Below are 18,399 nucleotides of genomic sequence, written 5' to 3' on the forward strand. Positions count from 1 at the left end.
ATGAAGACCCTGATCATCGCCCTGTGCCTGGCCGGCGCCGCCCTCAGCGGCGCGGCCCAGGACAAACCGCCCAGCGCCCTGGCCAGCGCGCCCGCTTTCGATCTGGCGGCCGACGTCGAGCGTGCGCGCCAGCGCTTCGATATCCCCGGCATCGCCATCGCCATCGTCAAGGACGGCCAGGTGGTGAGTGCCAGCGGCTTTGGCCAGCGCCGGCGCGGCGCGCCCGAGCCGGTCGACGGCGACACCCAGTTCGAAATCGCCTCCAACTCCAAGGCGTTTACGGCCGTGACCCTGGCCATGCTGGTCGACGAGGGCAAGCTGGCCTGGGACGATCCGGTCAGCCAGCACCTGCCCGACTTCCAGATGTGGGACCCGTATGTGACGCGCGAGATGACGATCCGCGATCTGCTCGTGCACCGCAGCGGCCTGGGGCTGGGCGCCGGTGATCTGATGTGGTGGCCGACCACCACCTTCAGCACCGACGAGATCATCGCCCGCCTGCGCCAGGTGCGCCCGGCCACCAGTTTCCGCAGCCAGTACGCCTACGACAATCTGCTGTACATCGTGGCCGGCAAAATCATCGCCCGCAAGACCGGCCAGAGCTGGGGCGAGAGCGTGCGCGCGCGCATCCTGCAGCCGCTTGGCATGGATGGCACCACGGTCAGCCTGGACGAACAGGCCGGGCGCGCCAATGTGGCGGCCCCGCACAGCAAGATCGACGGCGTGAACGTGCCGGTCAAGCCGATGCCGGTGCCGAATGCGGTCGGCGCGGTCGGCATCAACAGCAGCGCGCGCGATCTGGCGCGCTGGCTGCAGCTGCTGCTCAACGAAGGGCAGCGCGAGGGCGGGGCGCGCCTGTACAGCGCACGCCAGGCGCGCGAGCTGTTCACGCTGGTGACGCCGATCCGCCCGAGCGAACCGCCGGCGGCGCTGGCGGCCACGCGCGCCAACTTCCTCGGTTACGGGCTGGGCTTCCAGCTGCGCGACTACAAGGGCCGCAAGCTGGCCTACCACGGCGGTGCGCTGCAGGGCTTCTACACGCGCGTGGTGCTGGTGCCCGAGGCGAAGCTCGGCTTCGCGATTCTGACCAATGCCGAAAACGCCAGCGTGCTCAATGCGTTGCAATACCGCCTGCTCGATCACTACCTGGGCGGCACCCAGAACGACTGGATCGGCGTGATGGCGCAGCAGGAGGCCGAGCAGCACGCCAAGGAGGAAAAGCGGCTGGCGGCAGCGGCGGCGCAGGCCAAGGGCGCGCAGTCACGTCCCTCGCTGGCGCTGGCGGCCTACGCCGGCACCTATGAGGATGCGTGGTACGGCAAGGTGGTGATCGCCGAAGAAGGCGGCAGCCTGGTGATGCGCTTCACGCGCACACCGGACCTGGTGGGCCGGCTCGAACACTACCAGTACGACAGCTTCATCGTGCGCTGGAAGGAGCGTAACTTCAATGCCGACGCCTACGTCAGCTTCGCGCTCGATCCGGATGGCGCGGTCGAACGGATCCGCATGAAGGCCGTCAGCAGCGAGACTGACTTCAGTTACGACTTCCACGACCTCGACCTGCGCCCGGTGAAGAAGAAGGACTAGGGACGGTCGGCGCGCCGTCCTGCTCCCAGTAGGGATGCTCGCCGAAGCGGGCGGCGAAATAGTCGATGAAGGCGCGCGTCTTGGGCGGCAGGAAGCTGCGGTGCAGGTAGACCGCCGAGATGTAGGAATCGTAGGCCACCTCCCAGTCGGCCAGCACCTGCACCAGGCTGCCCCCGCGCACCTGCTGGTAGACCGCCCAACTCGACTGCAGGGCGATGCCCAGGCCGGCCACGGCGGCGTCGCGCAGGGCCTCGCCATTATCGCTGCGAAAGCGCCCGCCCACATCGAGCTTGACCACGCTGCCATCGCGCAGACGCATCGGCCACGGGTGGGCGCTGTCGAGCACCAGACACTGGTGGCCGAGCAGATCGTGCGGCGTGGCCGGGGTGCCGTGCGCCGCCAGATAGGCCGGCGCCGCCACCAGCAGCAGGCGGTTCTTGGCCAGCACCCGCGCCACCATGGCCGAATCGCGTAGCGGGCCGATGCGCACCGCCACATCGATGCCGTTGGCGGCCATGTCGATGATCGTGTCGGACAGGCGCAGGTCGAGCCGGATCCCCGGGTACTGGGCGAGGAAATCGGCCAGCGCCGGCACGATGTGCTGGCGCCCGAACGAGACCGAGGCGGCCACGCGCAGCAGGCCCTGGGGCGCCTCGGCGCCGCGCCCGACCGCCGCTTCGGCCTGGGCGGCTGCATCGAGCAGCTGGGTGGCCTTGTCGAGGAAGGCTTCGCCATCCTGGGTCAGGGTCACGCTGCGCGTGGTCCGGTGCAGCAGGCGCGCGCCCAGGTGCTGCTCGAGCTGGGCGATGCGGGCGCTGGTGGCGGCCGGCGACAGGCCGAATTCGCGCCCCGCCTGGCCCAGCTTGCGGGTGGCGCAGACGCGCACGAACAGGGCGACATCGGTGAGATCGAGCTGCATTATTCGGCTCCGCAGAATAGTGATTCAATCATTATCCCAATTATCAAACAAATCTGCCGGGTGCAGAATGGCGTCTTCCTTCCCCTGTTCTGGAGTGTGCTGATGAAAGCTGTTGCCCTGATCGAGAGCGCCCTGCGCGATGTGGACCTGCCCGAGCCCGTACCCGGCCCGCGCGACCTGCTGGTCCAGGTCCATGCGGTGGGCGTTAATCCCGTGGACTACAAGGTGGCGCGCCAACCGAGCCCGCAGGCGCGTGTGCTCGGCTGGGATGCGGCCGGCGTGGTCAAGGCGGTCGGCGCCGAGGTCACCCTGTTCAAGGTCGGCGACCCGGTGTTCTATGCCGGAGCGATCGGCCGCGCCGGCGCCAATAGCGAGCTGCATGTGGTCGATGAGCGCATCGTCGGGCGCAAGCCGGCCAGCCTCGATTTCGCCCTGGCGGCGGCGCTGCCGCTGACCAGCATCACGGCCTGGGAGGCCCTGTTCGACCGCCTCGGCATCGACCGCCACGGGGGCGACCGCGGCCGCCGCCTGCTGGTCGTCGGCGGCGCCGGCGGGGTCGGCTCGATCGCGATCCAGCTCGGCGCGCACGTGGCCGGACTCGAGGTGATCGCCACCGCCTCGCGCCCCGAATCGGCGGCCTGGGTGCGCGGTCTCGGCGCACGCCAGGTGATCAACCATGCGCGCGACATGGCCGGCCAGCTGGCCGCGCTCGGCATCGACGGCGTCGACTTCATCCTGTGCACGGCCGACATCGCCGAGCACTGGGAAGCCCTGACCACGATGATCGCGCCGCAGGGCCGCATCGCCAGCATCACGCGCGCCGAGCGTCCGCTCGACGTCGATCTGCTGTTCGGCAAGGCCGCCAGCCTGCACATGGAGCTGATGTTCACGCGGCCGAATTTCCAGACCGCCGACATGCAGGCCCAGCATGCGCTGCTGAATACTGTGTCCGAGCTGATCGACCAGGGCGTGCTGCGCGGGACCGCCGCCGAGGTGGGCGGGCCGATCAATGCGGCCAATCTGAGCGCGGCCCATGCGGCCCTGGCCGGGCGCCGCACGATCGGCAAAATTGTGCTCAGCGGATTCTGATAATTTTTGGCATCATGGGACGCGTTGCCGCTAATCCAAGGAGGAGAGTATGTCGCGTCCCATTCTCAGCGCCGTGCTGGCGCTGGCCTGCCTGCCGGCCCTGGCCCAGACCGATTTTTCCAAGGTCCAGATCAAGACCGTGCCGATCACCGCCAACAGCTGGATGCTGGTCGGCGCCGGCGGCAATATCGGCGTGTTTGCCGGGCCCGACGGCGTGTTCCTGATCGACGACCAGTATGCGCCGCTGTCGGCCAAGATCAAGGCCGCCGTGGCCGCCCTGTCCGACAAGCCGATCCGTTTCATCCTCAACACCCACGTGCACGGCGACCACACGGGCGGGAATAGCGATTTCGCGCGCGACGGCGCCACCATCGTGGCCCACGAGAACGTGCGCCAGCGCCTGCTGGCCAAGCCCGACACGGCGGCCGCCGCGCCGGTGCTGAGCTTCAGCCAGGACCTCGATTTCCACCTCAATGGCGACACCCTGGCCGTGCGCCACGTGGCCCCGGCCCATACCGACGGCGACAGCGTGGTCTGGTTCAAGCGCGCGAATGTGGTGCACATGGGCGACCTGTTCTTCAACGGCCTGTATCCCTTCATCGACACCAGTGTCGGCGGCCGGCCGGACGGCGTGCTGGCCGCGGTCGATGCCGTGCTGGCCCAGTGCGACGAGCAGACCCGCATCATCCCCGGCCACGGCCCGCTGGCCAGCAAGGCCGACCTGGCGGCCTACCGCGACATGCTGGCCACCATCCTCGGCCGCGTGAAAGCCCTGCGCGGCCAGCCGCTGGCCGCCGTCCTGGCCGCCAAGCCGACCGCCGACTACGACGCCAAATGGGGCAACGGCTTCATGAAGCCCGCCGCCTTCACCGAATCCCTCTGGAAAGCCTACCAATAAGGAACGGTGTCAGGTCCAATAAGGAACGGTGTCAGGTCCGGCAATCGGACATCGGGGAACTTTTCGCCACGCGAAAAGTTCCCCGATGTCCGATTGCCGGACCTGACACCGTTCAGTAAAGACGGAGTGTCCGGTTTATGCATATAAAGTGTCCGCTGCTGGCCTGGAGCGGACACATGCGTATTCAGGAAAACAACGACTTCCAGGACGGCGCTGTTTTTGCGTAGAGTTTTTGCCATTTTGCTGCTATGTTTTTGCAGCGAAATTTTTCCGCATTCATTCTCCGGAGACCTCCATGGAACGTCGTACCTTTCTGAATCTGAGCGGCCTCGCCCTGGGCACCATGCTGGTGCCGGTGATGGGCCGCGCCGTCGCCGCCGAAGAGCTCAAGGCCCCGCTCGCGAACAAGTTCAAGAAGACCCTGGCCGACACCGCCCTCAGCGCCGCCACCGGCGCCGGCGCTTCCTATTGCGACGTGCGCATCGGCCGCTACCTGAACCAGTTCGTCACCACGCGTGACCTGAATGTGGAAAATGTCGTCAACACGGAATCGGCCGGCGTCGGCATCCGCGTGATCGCCAACGGCGCCTATGGCTTTGCCGCCACCAGCGACATGAGCCCGGACAGCGTGGCCAATGCGGCGCGCCAGGCCGTCGCGATCGCCAAGGCCAATGCCAAAATGCAGTCCGAGCCGATCCAGCTGGCCCCGGTCAAGGGCGTCGGCGAAGTCTACTGGGCCACCCCGGTCCAGAAGGACTGGCGCAATGTGGCGATCAAGGAAAAGGCCGACATGCTGATCGCCGCCAACAAGGCCGGCATGGAAGCGGGCGCCAACTTCATGCAGTCGGTGCTGTTCCAGGTCCACCAGCAGAAATATTTCGCCTCGACCGACGGCTCCTATATCGACCAGGACGTGCAGCGCCTGTGGTGCCCGTTCTTCGCCACGGCCGTCGACAAGGCCAGCGGCAAGTTCCGCTCGCGTAACGGCCTGTCGACCCCGGTCGGCATGGGCTACGAATACCTCGACGCCCGCCCGGAGCACAAGATCAAGGCGGCCGGCGGCGTCGCCACCCTGTACACCAAGTCCTATGACCTGCTCGAGGACGCGCGCGCGGCCGGCCAGCAGGCCAAGGCCAAGCTCAGCGCCAAGTCGGTCGAGCCGGGCAAGTACGACCTCGTGCTGACCCCGGAGCACCTGTGGCTGACGATCCACGAATCGGTCGGCCACCCGACCGAACTGGACCGCGTGCTCGGCTACGAAGCCAACTACGCCGGCACTTCCTTCGCCACCCTCGACAAGTGGCAGAGCAAGACCTTCAAGTACGGCTCCGACCTGGTCAACATCGTGGCCGACAAGACCACCCCGGGCTCGCTCGGCAATGTCGGCTATGACGACGAAGGCGTGAAGACCAAGAAGTGGGACATCATCCGCAAGGGCATCCTGGTCAACTACCAGGCGATCCGCGACCAGGCCCACATCATCGGCGAAAAAGAATCGCATGGCTGCTGCTATGCCGATTCCTGGAGCAGCGTGCAGTTCCAGCGCATGCCGAACGTCTCGCTCGAAGCGGGCCAGAAGAAGCTGACCCCGGAAGAAATGATCAAGGACGTCAAGAAGGGCATCTACATCGTCGGCGACGGCTCCTTCTCGATCGACCAGCAGCGCTACAACTTCCAGTTCGGCGGCCAGCTGTTCTACGAAATCAAGGACGGCAAGATCGCCGGCATGCTCGAAGACGTGGCCTACCAGTCGAACACCCAGGAATTCTGGAATGCCTGCAGCGCCATCTGCGACGAACGCGACTGGCGCATGGGCGGCTCCTTCTTCGACGGCAAGGGCCAGCCGGGCCAGGTCTCGATCGTCTCGCACGGTTCCTCGACCGCCCGCTTCAATGGCATCAATGTGATCAACACCGCCCGTAAGATCGGCTGAGGCATACCACCATGAAAATTCTGAGCGCTGAAGAAGCAAAACGCATCACCGACAAAGTCCTGTCCTATTCCAAGGCGGACGAATGCACGGTGCAGATCAATGGCCGCCGCACCGGCAATGTGCGCTATGCGCGCAACAGCATTTCGACGGCCGGCCTGGTGGAAGACGTGCAGCTGGCCGTGTCTGTCGCCTTCGGCAAGAAGTCGGGCATCGCCACCATCAATGAATTCGACGACAAGTCGCTCGAGAAAGTCGTGCGCCGCGCCGAAGAACTGGCCCGCCTGGCGCCCGAAAATCCCGAGTTCATGGCCGCCGTCGACAAGCAGGACTACAAGGCCTCGGCCACCTTCGCCGCCAAGACGGCCGCCATCGACCCCGACTACCGCGCCGAGGTGGCCGCCTACTCGATCGAGGCCTGCAAGAAGAACAAGCTGACCGCAGCCGGCTTCTTCACCGACTCGGCCAATTTCGAGACGGTCGCCAATTCGAAAGGCGTGTTCGGCCATCAGGCCGCTACCGGCCTCGATTTCACGCTGACGGTGCGTACCGACGACGGGCGCGGCTCGGGCTGGGTCAAGCGCTCGGCCACCGACGCTGGCCAGTTCAATGCGCGCGAAGCGACCGACATCGCGATCGAGAAAGCCCTGCGTTCGGTCGACGCCAAGGCGCTCGAACCGGGCCGCTACACGGTGATTCTGGAACCGGCCGCCACCTCGGAGCTGATCGGCTTCATGCTGGGCAACTGGGACGCGCGTTCGGCCGACGAGGGGCGCAGCTTCCTGGCCAAGAAGGGCGGCGGCAACCGCCTCGGCGAGAAGCTGTTCGACCAGCAGGTCAATCTGTGGGCCGACCCCTGGGACAAGGACGTCGCCGTGATGCCCTGGGATAACAACTCGCTGCTGGCGCGCCAGCGCGAAGACATCATCAAGGATGGCAAGGTGGCCGCGCTCCAGTACTCGCGCTACTGGGCCCAGAAGATGGGCAAGGTGGCGCGCGGCGCACCCGGCAATATCATCATGGCCGGCACCAACAAGAGCACGGCCGAGCTGATCGCCAACACCAAGAAGGGCATCCTGGTCACGCGCACCTGGTATATCCGCCTGGTCGATCCGCAGTCGGTGCTGCTGACCGGCCTGACGCGCGACGGCACCTTCTACATCGAAGACGGCAAGATCAAGTACCCGATCAAGAACTTCCGCTTCAACGAGAGCCCGGTGACGATGCTGAACAACATCGAAGAAATCGGCAAGCCGGTGGTGATCGGCGGCGATGAAGTGCCGTTCACGATGCTGATTCCGCCGATGAAGGTGCGCGACTTCAATTTCACCTCGCTGTCCGCCGCCGTCTGAGGCGCCGGGGCCCGCGCCCGGCGTTGGCGCCGGCCCCGCCGCCAGTCACACCCCGTGGCACGGGTCGGGCGACCCGCGCCGCTTTTTGGAGAACACATGGAACGCCGCCAATTTCTACGCATCAGCACCGGCATGGCCGGTTCGCTGCTGGTCCCTGTCTTCGGCCAGGCGATCGCCGCCGAGGACCTGCTGAAACCGGCCGACACACGCGCCAAGAAGGCGCTGGCCGATATCGCCATGAATGCCGCCACCGCTGCCGGCGCTGCCTATTGCGACGTGCGCATCGGCCGCTACCTGAACCAGTTCGTCATCACCCGTGACCTGAACGTCGAGAACATCGTCAACACCGAGTCCTCGGGCGTGGGCGTGCGCGTGGTGGCCAATGGCGCCTACGGCTTCGCCTCGACCAATGACATGTCGCCCGACGGCGTGGCCAACGCGGCGCGCCAGGCGGTGGCGATCGCCAAGGCCAATGCCAAGCTCGGCGGCGAGCCGGTGCAGCTGGCGCCCGTCAAGGGCGTCGGCGAAGTGCGCTGGGCCACGCCCTACACCAAGGACTGGCGCGCCGTGCCGATCAAGGAGAAGGCCGAGATGCTGCTGGCTGCGAACGCGGCCGGCATGAAGGCGGGCGCCAATTTCATGGCCTCCCAGCTGTTCCAGGTGAACCAGCAAAAATACTTCGCCTCGACCGACGGTTCCTACATCGACCAGGACTTCCACCGCCTGTGGGCGCCGTTCACGGCCACCGCCGTCGACAAGGCCAGCGGCAAGTTCCGCACGCGCGACGGCCTCGCCTCGCCGCGCGGGGTCGGCTATGAATTCTTCGACGCCCGGCCCGAGCACAAGATCCAGGCGGCCGGCGGCGTCACCACGCTCTACACCGAGTCCTACGACATCATCGAGGACGCCCGCAATGCGGGCCGCCAGGCGCGCGAGAAGCTGGCCGCCAAGTCTGTCGATCCGGGCAAGTACGACCTGGTGCTGGCGCCTGAGCACCTGTTCCTGACGATCCACGAATCGGTCGGCCACCCGACCGAACTCGATCGCGTGCTCGGCTACGAAGCCAATTACGCCGGCACCTCGTTCTGCACGCTCGACAAGTGGCAGAGCAAGAATTTCCGCTTCGGCGCCGAGCGCGTCAACTTCTTCGCCGAGAAGCAGATCAAGGGCTCACTCGGGGCCGTCGGCTACGACGACGAAGGGGTGCCGGCCAAGCGCTGGGACATCATCAAGGACGGCATCCTGGTCAACTACCAGGCTACGCGCGACCAGGCCCACATCATCGGCGAAAAGGAATCGCACGGCTGCTCGTATGCCGATTCGTGGAGCAGCGTGCAGTTCCAGCGCATGCCGAACGTCTCGCTGGCGGCCGGCAAGGAGCGGCTCACGCCCGACCAGATGGTGGCCGGCGTGAAGAAGGGCATCTACATCATCGGGCGCGGTTCCTACTCGATCGACCAGCAGCGCTACAACTTCCAGTTCGGCGGCCAGCTGTTCTTCGAGATCAAGGACGGCAAGATCGCCGGCATGCTCGAGGATGTAGCCTACCAGTCGAACACCCAGGAGTTCTGGAATGCCTGCAGCGCCATCTGCGACGAGCGCGACTGGCGCATGAGCGGCTCCTTCTTCGACGGCAAGGGCCAGCCCTCGCAGGTCAGCGCCGTCTCGCACGGCTCCGCCACCACGCGCTTCAATGGCGTCAACGTGATCAACACCGGCCGCAAGATCGGCTAGGAGAAACCAAGATGAAACTGCTGAACCAGGAAGAATCCAAGAAAATCCTCGATCGCGTGCTGGCCTTCTCCAAGGCGGACGAGTGCACGGTCTCGCTGTCGGGCTCGCGCACGGGGAATATCCGCTATGCGCGCAATTCGGTCTCGACCGCCGGCCTCAACGAAAACATGCAGCTGACCGTGCAGGTCTCGTTCGGCAAGCGCACCGGCACCGCTTCGATCAATGAATTCGACGACAAGGCGCTCGAGACGGTGGTGCGGCGCGCCGAGGACGTGGCGCGGCTGGCGCCCGAAAATCCCGAGCACATGCCGGTGCTGGGCCCGCAGGACTTCAAGCCGGCCCCGACCTTCCTCGCCTCGACCGCGGCCATCGATCCCGAGTACCGCGCCAGCGTGGCCGCGGCCAGCATCAACGCCTGCAAGAAGGCCGGGCTGACGGCGGCCGGCTTCTTCATCGATAACACCGCGTTCGAAGCCGTGGCCACCTCGAAGGGCCTGTTCGGCCACACCGAGTACACGAATTTCGACTTCACCGTGACCACCCGCACGGAAGACGGGCGCGGTTCCGGCTGGGTCGGCCGTTCGGCGAATGACATCAAGCTGTTCGACCCGCACGAAGCCTCGCAGGTGGCGATCGAAAAGGCCCTGCGTTCGGTCGAGGCCAAGGCCATCGAGCCGGGCCGCTACACGGTCATCCTCGAGCCGGCCGCCTCGGTCGGCCTGATGAACTTCATGTTCAATGGCTTCAATGCGCGCCAGGCCGACGAAGGCCGCAGCTTCCTGTCGAAGAAGGGCGGCGGCACGCGCCTGGGCGAAAAGCTGTTCGACGAGCAGGTCAATATCTGGGCCGACCCGTGGAACAAGGACGTGCCGGTGTCGCCCTGGGACCGCGGCTCGCTGCTGGCGCGCGAAAAGCAGGACATCATCAAGAACGGCGTCGTCGCCAACCTCAACTACCCGCGCTACTGGGCCCAGAAGCAGGGCAAGGTGGCCAAGGGCGCGCCCGGGAATATCATCATGGCCGGCGGTAACAAGTCGCTCGAGGAGCTGATCGCCGGCACCAAGAAGGGCGTGCTGGTCACGCGCACCTGGTATATCCGCCTGGTCGACGCCCAGTCGGTGCTGCTGACCGGGCTGACGCGCGACGGCACCTTCTACATCGAGAACGGCAAGATCAAGCACCCGGTGAAGAACTTCCGCTTCAACGAGAGCCCGGTCACGATGCTGAACAACATCGAGGAGCTGGGGCGCCCGGTGGTGCTGGGCGGCGACGAGTCGAGCCTGCGCTTCGTGGTGCCGCCGATGCGCATCCGCGACTTCAATTTCTCCTCGCTGTCCGATGCGGTGTAATGGCCACCTATGATTTCTACTTCACGCGTCTGCTCTACGATTCGGGCGACTTCGATGTAGACATCCGCATGCCGAGCAATGTGCTCAACTCGCTCGTCGAGTACACGACCCTGCGCGTGGACCCGGTCGAGCGGGTGCTGCCCTTGTCCGATCCGAAGATCCTGCAGGCCCCGTTCTGCTACATGGCGGGGCATAAGCTGGTGCAGTTCTCGCCGGCCGAGCGGCGCAATTTCGAGCGCTATGTGCGCGGCGGCGGCTTCGTCTTCGTGGACGACTGCAACCACGATATCGACGGCCTGTTTGCCAAGTCCTTCGAGGCCGAGGTGGCGCGCATGTTCGGCCCCAAGGCCCTGCATAAGATTCCGAATACGCACCCGCTGTATTCGAGCTTCTTCCATTTCGAGGGGCCGCCCAACACCAGCGTGGAACTCAATGGCTGGGGCGACGATCTGGTGCACGACTATCTGAAGGCGGTCGAATTCGGCGGCCGCATCCGCCTGCTGTATTCCAACAAGGACTACGGCTGCGAGTGGGACTACGACTTCCGCAACAAGCGCTGGCTGGCGATCGACAACACGCGCTTTGCGGTCAATATCATTCAATACGCATTGGGAGCCTGAGCAAGTGGACTGGAACGAAAGCGAGATCGCGGCGCTGACCGCCAAAGTGGGCGCGCTGCGCGCCAATATGGCCAAGGTCATCATCGGCCAGCGCGATGTGGTCGAGTCCCTGATCATCTGTCTGCTGGCCGGCGGCCACGCCCTGGTCGAGGGCGTGCCGGGCCTGGGCAAGACCCTGCTGGTCAAGTCGCTGGCCCAGGCCACCGACATGGAATTCCGGCGCGTGCAGTTCACCCCCGACCTGATGCCCTCGGATATCGTCGGCACCGAAATCCTCGAGGAAGACCTGGCCACCCACAAGCGCGAATTCCGCTTCCAGAAAGGGCCGGTGTTCACCCAGGTGCTGCTGGCCGACGAGATCAACCGGGCCCCGCCGAAAACCCAGTCGGCCCTGCTCGAAGCGATGCAGGAGCGCGCCGTCACCTTCGCCGGCCAGACCCACAAGCTGCCGCGTCCCTTCTTCGTGCTGGCCACCCAGAACCCGATCGAGCAGGCCGGCACCTATCCGCTGCCCGAGGCCCAGCTCGACCGCTTCCTGCTGCGCATCGACGTCGTTTATCCGAGCGAGGACGAAGAGCTGCAGATGGTCGGCCTGACCACCCACGGCGGCCTGCAGGACGCCGAGCCGGCGATGGACGTGGCCACCCTGCTGCGCCTGCAGCAGCTGGTGCGCGACATCGAAATCGGCGAGCACCTGCTGCGCTATGCGACGCGCCTGGTGCGTGCCACCCGTCCGTCCGAGACCCAGGTCGAAGCCGTCAAGCGCCACATCGGCTGGGGCGCCGGCCCGCGCGCCGGCCAGGCCCTGGTGCTGGCCTCCAAGGCGCGCGCCCTGATGCACGGCCGCCTGGCCGTCACGCGCGAGGACATCGGCGCCATGCTGCTGCCGGTGCTGGCCCACCGCGTGCTGCGCAATTTCGAAGCCGAAGCCGATGGCGTGGCCATCGCCGATATTCTCGACGCCCTGCGCGCCGCCATCACGATCGACTGAGCATGCTGGTGTCCCCCGCGCAGCTGGCGCAGACGTCCGATCTCGACCTGGTGATCCGCCACGTGCTGGCCGGGCTCGGGCACGGCATTCACGCCGGGCGCGAGCGCGGCGCCGGCGTCGAATTTTCGGAGTACCGCGCCTATGCGCCCGGCGACGAATGGCGCCGGGTCGACTGGAAGCTGCTGGCGCGCGCCGACCGCTACTACGTGCGCGAGGCCGAGCGCGACAGCCATGTGGCGGTCTGGCTGTGGCTCGACGCCAGCGCCTCGATGGCCGAGGCCAGCCACCACAGCAAGCAGGTCGACAAGCTGTGGTTCGCGCGCACCGTGCTGGCCTGCGTGGCGGCCATCGCCCAGCGCCAGGGCGACGCCTTCGGGCTGGTGGTGTGCGGCGCCGGGCGGGTGCAGTTCGTGCCGGCCGCGCGCGGCCCGCGCCAGATGCAGCGCGTATTGGCCGCCCTGTCGCGGGTGCGCCCCGAAGGCGCGCTGCCGGACGAAGCGACGCTGCGCGCCAGCCTGCACTTCGCGCGCGCGCCCAGCATGATTTTCGCTGTCAGCGATTTTCTCGAACAGCCATCGGCCCTGACCCAGGCCCTGGTGCGCCTGCGCCATATGCGGCACGATGTGCGCGCCCTGAGCCTGTTCACCCAGGCCGAGATCGAGGCCGACTTCGGCGCCGGCCAGGCCTATCGCGACCCCGAGGGCGGGGCCCAGATCCACCGCTTCGACGACAGCGTGCGCGCGGCCTACCAGCAGGCGCGCACGGCCCACGTGGAGAGCGTGCGCGCGCTGTGGCGCCAGCATGATGTGGCGGCCCACGCGGCCGCGATCGAACAGGCGCCGGCGACTGTGCTGCGCGACTGGCTGAAACGGGCGGGGCGCGCATGATCAGCAGTCTGCCGCTGTGGTGGCTCGGGCTGCTGAGCCTGGCCGTACCGATCCTGCTGCACCGCGCCCGGCGCGAGCGCGTCAAGGCCAAGCCCCTGGCGACGGCACGCTTCCTGCCGGCCGCCCAGCCGCAGCAGCGGCGTGTCTGGCAATGGGTCGACAAACTGCTGCTGCTGCTGCGCTGCCTGCTGCTGGCGGCCCTGGTGGCCTGGCTGGCCGATCCGGTGCTGCCATGGCGCGGCGACAGCGTGCTGGTGGTGCAGGGCAGCGACCCGGCCTGGGTCGAGGCCGAAGCCCGCGCCGCCGGTCTGCAGCAGGCGGCGCGCGTGACGGTGCCGCGCACGGCCCTGGACTGGCTGGCCGCGCACGAGGCCGAATGGCGGCCCGAGGCGCGCCTGCTGCTGCTCGGCGACGTCGCCATGCCGGCCCACCAGCCGGCCCTGCGCCATGCGCTGGCCGTGCGCAGCCGCGTGGCCGCGGGCGTCCCGGCGCCGGTCCACGTGGCCGTCCAGAGCAGCCGGCCCGAGGCCTGGCAGCCCTTCTTTGCGGCCGCGCGCGCGAACGGCCTGGCCATCGTGTTCGATAGCGCGCCCGGCGCCGCCACTGAATTGATCGTCTGGGACCAGCCCGAGGCGCCGCCGGCCGGCCTGCGTGCGCCGCTGTGGTGGTGGACCGATGCGCGTCTGGCCGGTCCGCTCGCGCTGCAGCAGGGCGGGCTGCGCATCGGCGACAACGCGCACGGGCGCAGCTGGCTGCTGCCCGGACCGCCGCAGGACGCGGCCAGCGCGCGCCGCCTGTACGAAAGCTGGCAGCAGCTGCATCCGGCGCCTCAGCCCTTTACTGTGGCCAGCCAGAACCTGGCCGCCAGCGCCAGTCCGGCCGCCGCCCTGCCCAATGGCGCACTGCGCGACAGCCTGGCCTGGGTCCTGTTGATTGTCTTCCTGCTTGAACGTCTGCTCAGCCATGTCCGCCGCTCCTGATCCCGTGCGCCGCCTGCGCGCCGCCGTCCTGCTGCGCCGCCTGCCCCTGTGGCTGGGCGGCCTGCTGCCCTGGCTGGCCGTGCGCGCCTGGGCCGGCGCTGCGCTGTGGCTGCTGTTGGCGGCAGCCGATGCCTGGCGCCAGCGCCAGCGCCTGCAGCGCGACTGGCCGCGCTGGCTCGACGCCGAGCTGGCCCAGATGGAGGATTCGAGCGCGCTGCTGCAGCAGGCCGCCACGCCGATCGCCCGTCTGCAGCAGGCGCGCCTGCTGGCGCGTCTGGATGCGGCCCTGGACCACGCGGCCACGCGCACGATCGCGCGCCGCCATGTCGGCCTGGGCTTCGGCTGGCTGCTGGCCAGCGCGCTGCTGGCCGCGACCGTCTGGCTGGCGCAGCAGCCGCGCGCCGCCGCCGTGGCCAGCGCTCCCGGCGCCGTCACGGCGCGCGCCCCGGCCGGCACCTTGGCCGTGAGCGTGCGCCCGCCGGCCTACACCGGCGTGGCCGCCTCGGACGGCAAGCCGCGCGACCTGCAGATTCCCGAACAGAGCCTGGTGCGCTGGTGTCTGAACGGCGCCGCGCCCGGCACCATCGCCCTGTCCGACGGCCAGCAGCTCGACCCGGCCGGCGGCTGCGCCGAATGGACGGCGACCGAATCGGTGTTCTGGCGCTGGCAGGGGCAGCGCTACACGATCAAGGTGCAGCCCGACCTGGCGCCCGAGATCGTGGTGAGCGCGCCGGGCGAGATGGTGCAGCTGCTGGCGCGCGACGCCAAGGCGGCGCGCATCGCCTTCAGCATCCGCGACGACTATCAGATCATGCGCGCCACCCTGCACCTGACGCTGGCGCGCGGCAGCGGCGAGAACATCCGCTTCTCCGACAAGGAAGTGCCGATTCCGGCCGGCCCCAATCCGCGCCAGCGCGCCTGGGACAAGCAGTGGGCGCTGGCCGAACTGGGCATGGAGCCCGGCGACGAACTGTACTTCTTTGTGCGCGCCAGCGACAACGCCGCCAAGCCGCATCTGGTGCAGTCGCCCACCTACACTTTGCGCCTGCCCGGTCCGCAGGCGGCCGAGAACGAATCCTCGGCCCTGCCGGCCCTGGCCAAGCCGGAGAACCTGCGCAGCCAGCGCCAGATCATCATCGACACCGAGCAGCTGCTGGCTGATATCAAGGCCAACCCCAAGCTCGGCTACCCGGTGATCCGCGCGCGCAGCGAGCAGATCGCGGCCGACCAGGCCCTGCTCAAGCGCCGCTATGGCCAGTTCCTCGGCGAGGAATCGAGCCTGTTCGGCGGCGGCGACGATGACGATCACGGCAAGGGCGGCGATATGCTGCACCAGTTCGGCCACGCGCACGACGAGGCCGAGAATGCCACCCTGTTCGACGAGAACACCAAGAAGGTGCTGCGGCGCGCGCTGGCGGCGATGTGGGACGCCGAGCGCGAACTGCGCGCGATCAGCCCGAAGACGGCGCTGGCGCCCGAGTACAAGGCGCTGGAAGCGATCAAGGAGCTGCAGCAGGCCGACCGCATCTACCTGCACAAGACCGCCTTCGCGCCGCCCGCCATCAAGGAGGAAAAGCGCATGACGGGTGAAATGAACGGCGCCCGCAGCTATCAGCGCGCCCAGGGCACGGCCGGCGAGATCGCCCCGCCCGAGGTGACCGAACTGATTCAGGCCCTGAGCGCCGACGGCGCCTTGCCGGCCCTGTGGCAGCGCGCCGCGCTCGACTGGATCCGCGCCCATCTGGACCAGGACGAGGCGCGCCTCGCGGCCCAGCAGGCCGTGCAGGATGTGGCCGATGGCTGCCAGCCCTGCCGTGCCGGTCTGCGCGCCTGGCTGCGTGGCGGTATCGGCCAGGCGCCGGTGCTGCTGCAGCCGCGCAGCCAGGCCGTGTCGCCGTTTGCGCGCGCCTTCGAGGCCGCGCGCCCGCCGGAGAAAACCCGATGAGTATCGCCCTGTTGCTGGCCGCGCTGGCCAGCGCCGCCCTGTATCTGCGCCGGCGCGCCTGGCTTGAGGCCGTGCTGGTGCTGCTGGCCGGGGCCGCGCTGGCGGCCCTGCTGGCGCGCCTGAGCCAACCGGCCAGCGAGGCCGGCGCCTTGCGTGTGACAGCCGCCAGTAGCGCCGCCGAGGTGGCCGCGGCCGCGCGTCTGCGCGTTGATGGCGACGGCCTGCCTGGCGCCGTCTGGCGCGACCTGCCGGCCCGTCCGCTCGACTGGCAGGCCCCGGCCACGCCCAGCCTGCAGCTCGATTTTCCGCGCCAGATCACGCTCGGGCGCAGCCTGCGGGTGGCGCTGACGCGCAGCCCGGCTGTGGGCGAAGCGCGCCTGCAGCTGCTGGCGGAAAACGGCCAGCTGCTGAGCGAAACACGTTCGAAAGAAGCGACGCTGGCGCTCGACTGGCTGGCGCCGGTGGCCGAGGACCTGGTGCTGCGCCTGCGCCTGCTGGACGCGGCCGGCAAGACCGTGGCCGAGGGGCCGCTGCCGGTGCGCGTGCTGCCGGCCGTACCGCTGCAGGCGCGCGGCCGCCTGTATGCGCCGTCGTTTGACGCCAATGCGCTGAACCGCCTGCTGACCGACAGCGGCGCGAATATCGACTGGGAGGTCACGCTTGGCAAGGACCTGCGCCGCAGCGAGACGCCGAAGGAAGCGGGCCAGACGCGCGACCTGCTGCTGCTCGACGCTGCCTGGTTCGAGCACGCGCCGGCCGCCACGCGCCAGGCCACGCTGGCCCAGGTGGCGCAAGGCGCCAGCCTGATTATCCTGGGCGCCAACGCCAGCGACGCCGCCGTGTGGAGCGCCAGCCTGCAACTGGGCCTGCGCGCGGCCGGCGAGACTGCGCTGAGCGGCGCCGCCCTGAGTCTGAGCGCGGCCGCGCTGGCGCCGCAGCCGGGCGGCCCGTGGCAGGCGGTGGAACCGGGCATCGTCGCACGCGACTGGCAGCAGGGCCGCATCGTCTGGCTCGGCGTGGCTGACTGGCACCGCCATGCGATCAGCGAGCCGCAGCAGCTGGGACGCTGGTGGCAGGGCGTGCTCGATGCAGCGCGTGTGCAGCGCATGACGCCGGTGCAGTGGCTGACGCCGGCCAGCATGCCGCTGGCCGGGCAGCGCAGCGAAATCTGCGCCATCGGCGTGCAGGGCGAGGTGACGCTGCCGCAGCTGCAGCAGACCCTGAGCTGGCAGGCGCGCCCGGAACTGGCCGATGCGCGCTGCATCGCCGTCTGGCCGCGCAGCGCCGGCTGGCTGGAGCTGCGCAGCGGCGCGCTGCAGCAGCGCGTGTATGTGTTCGGCGCGGACGACTGGCCGCAGTGGCAGGCGGCCGAACGGCGCACCGCCACGCAGGCCTATCAGGCGCGCACGCCGCAGGCGGCCAGCGCCGGCCAGCGGCCCTTGCCGGCCTGGCCGTTTGCCGTGCTGGCCGCGCTGGCCCTGTGCGGCCTGTGGTGGCGCGAACGCGGACGTTAAGCGTCGGCGATGGCCGCGCCGCGCGTCAGGGTCAGCGGGATATGGCCGGCCCAGACGGGCAGGGCAAGGTCCTCGGCATCGTCTTTCGGTCCGCCGCGGCGCACCTTGCACACCGCCTCGTCGAGGGCGATGCGCAGCACCGTGGTGGCCGCCACTTCCTGCGCGTTCCCGGGCCGCACCTGCGCGGCGCGGCCGGGCGCCAGCTTCTCCATCAGCAGATCGAGCGCGCCGACCGTGTCAGCATGGCGTTCGAACTGGCCGTAGATCACGGCGCTGCGGTAGTTCATCGTGTGGTTGAAGGCCGCGCGCGCCAGCACCAGGCCATCGAGGTGGGTGACGTTGACGCAGGCCTGGGCGCCGCCGAGCAGCACACGGATCAGGCGCGAGCCGTTCGAGCCATGGATGTACAGGTGCTCGCCGCTGCGCCAGCAGGCGGTCGGAATGCAATGGGTGCTGGCGCCGTCATGGAAGGCCACCTGGCACAGCCAGGCCGCGTCGAGAATCTCATGCAGGGTGGCGCGTTCGTGGTCGGCGAGACTGGGGCTGCGCCGGATCTGGGTACGGGTCGAAGTGTTCATGGGGCGCATGGTAGCGCCGCGGGTGG

At 68.3% G+C, this 18,399-nt stretch carries 15 protein-coding genes; 13 read left to right on the forward strand and 2 right to left on the reverse strand.

Annotation, left to right across the window (positions count from 1 at the left end; all coding sequences use genetic code 11):
* On the forward strand, positions 1 to 1,587 hold the full coding sequence (locus tag LZ005_RS10790) for a serine hydrolase (RefSeq protein WP_237808057.1): 1,587 nt from the start codon (positions 1 to 3) through the stop codon (positions 1,585 to 1,587).
* Here LZ005_RS10790 and LZ005_RS10795 read toward each other — a convergent pair.
* Positions 1,535 to 2,506, reverse strand: coding sequence for a LysR family transcriptional regulator (locus tag LZ005_RS10795; RefSeq protein WP_237808058.1), 972 nt, complete (start codon positions 2,504 to 2,506; stop codon positions 1,535 to 1,537). The two genes, LZ005_RS10790 and LZ005_RS10795, sit on opposite strands and share 53 nt — an antisense overlap.
* 102 nt (positions 2,507 to 2,608) lie before the next feature.
* Here LZ005_RS10795 and LZ005_RS10800 point away from each other — a divergent pair, with 102 nt between their 5' ends.
* The 12 genes from LZ005_RS10800 (at position 2,609) to LZ005_RS10855 (ending at position 17,795) form a co-directional block, all read left to right on the forward strand.
* Complete coding sequence (locus LZ005_RS10800) at positions 2,609 to 3,595, forward strand: zinc-binding alcohol dehydrogenase family protein (protein ID WP_237808059.1); 987 nt, start codon at positions 2,609 to 2,611, stop codon at positions 3,593 to 3,595.
* A 49-nt stretch (positions 3,596 to 3,644) separates the two neighbouring features.
* Positions 3,645 to 4,493 carry an MBL fold metallo-hydrolase gene (locus LZ005_RS10805; protein WP_237808060.1) on the forward strand — a complete coding sequence of 283 codons (849 nt, stop codon included), beginning with the start codon at positions 3,645 to 3,647 and terminating at the stop codon, positions 4,491 to 4,493.
* Positions 4,494 to 4,788: 295 nt separating this feature from the next.
* Positions 4,789 to 6,426 carry a TldD/PmbA family protein gene (locus tag LZ005_RS10810; RefSeq protein WP_237808061.1) on the forward strand — a complete coding sequence of 546 codons (1,638 nt, stop codon included), beginning with the start codon at positions 4,789 to 4,791 and terminating at the stop codon, positions 6,424 to 6,426.
* 11 nt (positions 6,427 to 6,437) lie between these two features.
* A complete protein-coding gene (locus LZ005_RS10815; RefSeq protein ID WP_237808062.1) occupies positions 6,438 to 7,775 on the forward strand; it encodes a TldD/PmbA family protein in 1,338 nt (445 codons plus the stop codon).
* A 96-nt stretch (positions 7,776 to 7,871) separates the two neighbouring features.
* Positions 7,872 to 9,509, forward strand: coding sequence for a TldD/PmbA family protein (locus LZ005_RS10820; protein ID WP_237808063.1), 1,638 nt, complete (start codon positions 7,872 to 7,874; stop codon positions 9,507 to 9,509).
* 11 nt (positions 9,510 to 9,520) lie between these two features.
* A complete protein-coding gene (locus tag LZ005_RS10825; protein WP_237808064.1) occupies positions 9,521 to 10,858 on the forward strand; it encodes a TldD/PmbA family protein in 1,338 nt (445 codons plus the stop codon).
* The gene (locus LZ005_RS10830; RefSeq protein WP_237808065.1) at positions 10,858 to 11,478 is read left to right on the forward strand and encodes a DUF4159 domain-containing protein; all 621 of its coding nucleotides are present in this window, start codon (positions 10,858 to 10,860) and stop codon (positions 11,476 to 11,478) included. Before LZ005_RS10825 ends, LZ005_RS10830 begins: the two co-directional genes overlap by 1 nt.
* A gap of 4 nt (positions 11,479 to 11,482) precedes the next feature.
* Positions 11,483 to 12,469, forward strand: a complete 987-nt coding sequence (locus LZ005_RS10835) for an AAA family ATPase (RefSeq protein ID WP_373889322.1) — start codon at positions 11,483 to 11,485, stop codon at positions 12,467 to 12,469.
* Between the two features lie 2 nt (positions 12,470 to 12,471).
* On the forward strand, positions 12,472 to 13,356 hold the full coding sequence (locus tag LZ005_RS10840; protein ID WP_237808066.1) for a DUF58 domain-containing protein: 885 nt from the start codon (positions 12,472 to 12,474) through the stop codon (positions 13,354 to 13,356).
* Positions 13,353 to 14,336 carry a BatA domain-containing protein gene (locus LZ005_RS10845; protein WP_237808067.1) on the forward strand — a complete coding sequence of 328 codons (984 nt, stop codon included), beginning with the start codon at positions 13,353 to 13,355 and terminating at the stop codon, positions 14,334 to 14,336. Before LZ005_RS10840 ends, LZ005_RS10845 begins: the two co-directional genes overlap by 4 nt.
* Positions 14,320 to 16,281: a hypothetical protein gene (locus LZ005_RS10850; protein WP_237808068.1), complete on the forward strand. Its 1,962-nt coding sequence runs from the start codon at positions 14,320 to 14,322 to the stop codon at positions 16,279 to 16,281. Before LZ005_RS10845 ends, LZ005_RS10850 begins: the two co-directional genes overlap by 17 nt.
* Positions 16,278 to 17,795, forward strand: a complete 1,518-nt coding sequence (locus LZ005_RS10855) for a hypothetical protein (protein ID WP_237808069.1) — start codon at positions 16,278 to 16,280, stop codon at positions 17,793 to 17,795. The genes LZ005_RS10850 and LZ005_RS10855 overlap by 4 nt, the downstream gene beginning before the upstream one ends.
* On the opposite strand, the gene LZ005_RS10860 is transcribed toward LZ005_RS10855, so the two are convergent.
* Positions 17,792 to 18,373 carry a pyridoxamine 5'-phosphate oxidase family protein gene (locus LZ005_RS10860; protein ID WP_373889323.1) on the reverse strand — a complete coding sequence of 194 codons (582 nt, stop codon included), beginning with the start codon at positions 18,371 to 18,373 and terminating at the stop codon, positions 17,792 to 17,794. The genes LZ005_RS10855 and LZ005_RS10860 overlap by 4 nt on opposite strands.
* Positions 18,374 to 18,399: the final 26 nt, after the last annotated feature.

Source organism: Massilia sp. TS11 (assembly GCF_022012445.1).
Lineage (GTDB): Bacteria > Pseudomonadota > Gammaproteobacteria > Burkholderiales > Burkholderiaceae_D > Telluria.

Coding starts and splice junctions, on each gene's coding strand:
- LZ005_RS10790 (WP_237808057.1), top strand. CDS start 1: ATGAAGACCCTGATCATCGCCCTGTGCCTGGCCGGCGCCGCCCTCAGC.
- LZ005_RS10795 (WP_237808058.1), bottom strand. CDS start 2,506: ATGCAGCTCGATCTCACCGATGTCGCCCTGTTCGTGCGCGTCTGCGCC.
- LZ005_RS10800 (WP_237808059.1), top strand. CDS start 2,609: ATGAAAGCTGTTGCCCTGATCGAGAGCGCCCTGCGCGATGTGGACCTG.
- LZ005_RS10805 (WP_237808060.1), top strand. CDS start 3,645: ATGTCGCGTCCCATTCTCAGCGCCGTGCTGGCGCTGGCCTGCCTGCCG.
- LZ005_RS10810 (WP_237808061.1), top strand. CDS start 4,789: ATGGAACGTCGTACCTTTCTGAATCTGAGCGGCCTCGCCCTGGGCACC.
- LZ005_RS10815 (WP_237808062.1), top strand. CDS start 6,438: ATGAAAATTCTGAGCGCTGAAGAAGCAAAACGCATCACCGACAAAGTC.
- LZ005_RS10820 (WP_237808063.1), top strand. CDS start 7,872: ATGGAACGCCGCCAATTTCTACGCATCAGCACCGGCATGGCCGGTTCG.
- LZ005_RS10825 (WP_237808064.1), top strand. CDS start 9,521: ATGAAACTGCTGAACCAGGAAGAATCCAAGAAAATCCTCGATCGCGTG.
- LZ005_RS10830 (WP_237808065.1), top strand. CDS start 10,858: ATGGCCACCTATGATTTCTACTTCACGCGTCTGCTCTACGATTCGGGC.
- LZ005_RS10840 (WP_237808066.1), top strand. CDS start 12,472: ATGCTGGTGTCCCCCGCGCAGCTGGCGCAGACGTCCGATCTCGACCTG.
- LZ005_RS10845 (WP_237808067.1), top strand. CDS start 13,353: ATGATCAGCAGTCTGCCGCTGTGGTGGCTCGGGCTGCTGAGCCTGGCC.
- LZ005_RS10850 (WP_237808068.1), top strand. CDS start 14,320: ATGTCCGCCGCTCCTGATCCCGTGCGCCGCCTGCGCGCCGCCGTCCTG.
- LZ005_RS10855 (WP_237808069.1), top strand. CDS start 16,278: ATGAGTATCGCCCTGTTGCTGGCCGCGCTGGCCAGCGCCGCCCTGTAT.
- LZ005_RS10860 (WP_373889323.1), bottom strand. CDS start 18,373: ATGAACACTTCGACCCGTACCCAGATCCGGCGCAGCCCCAGTCTCGCC.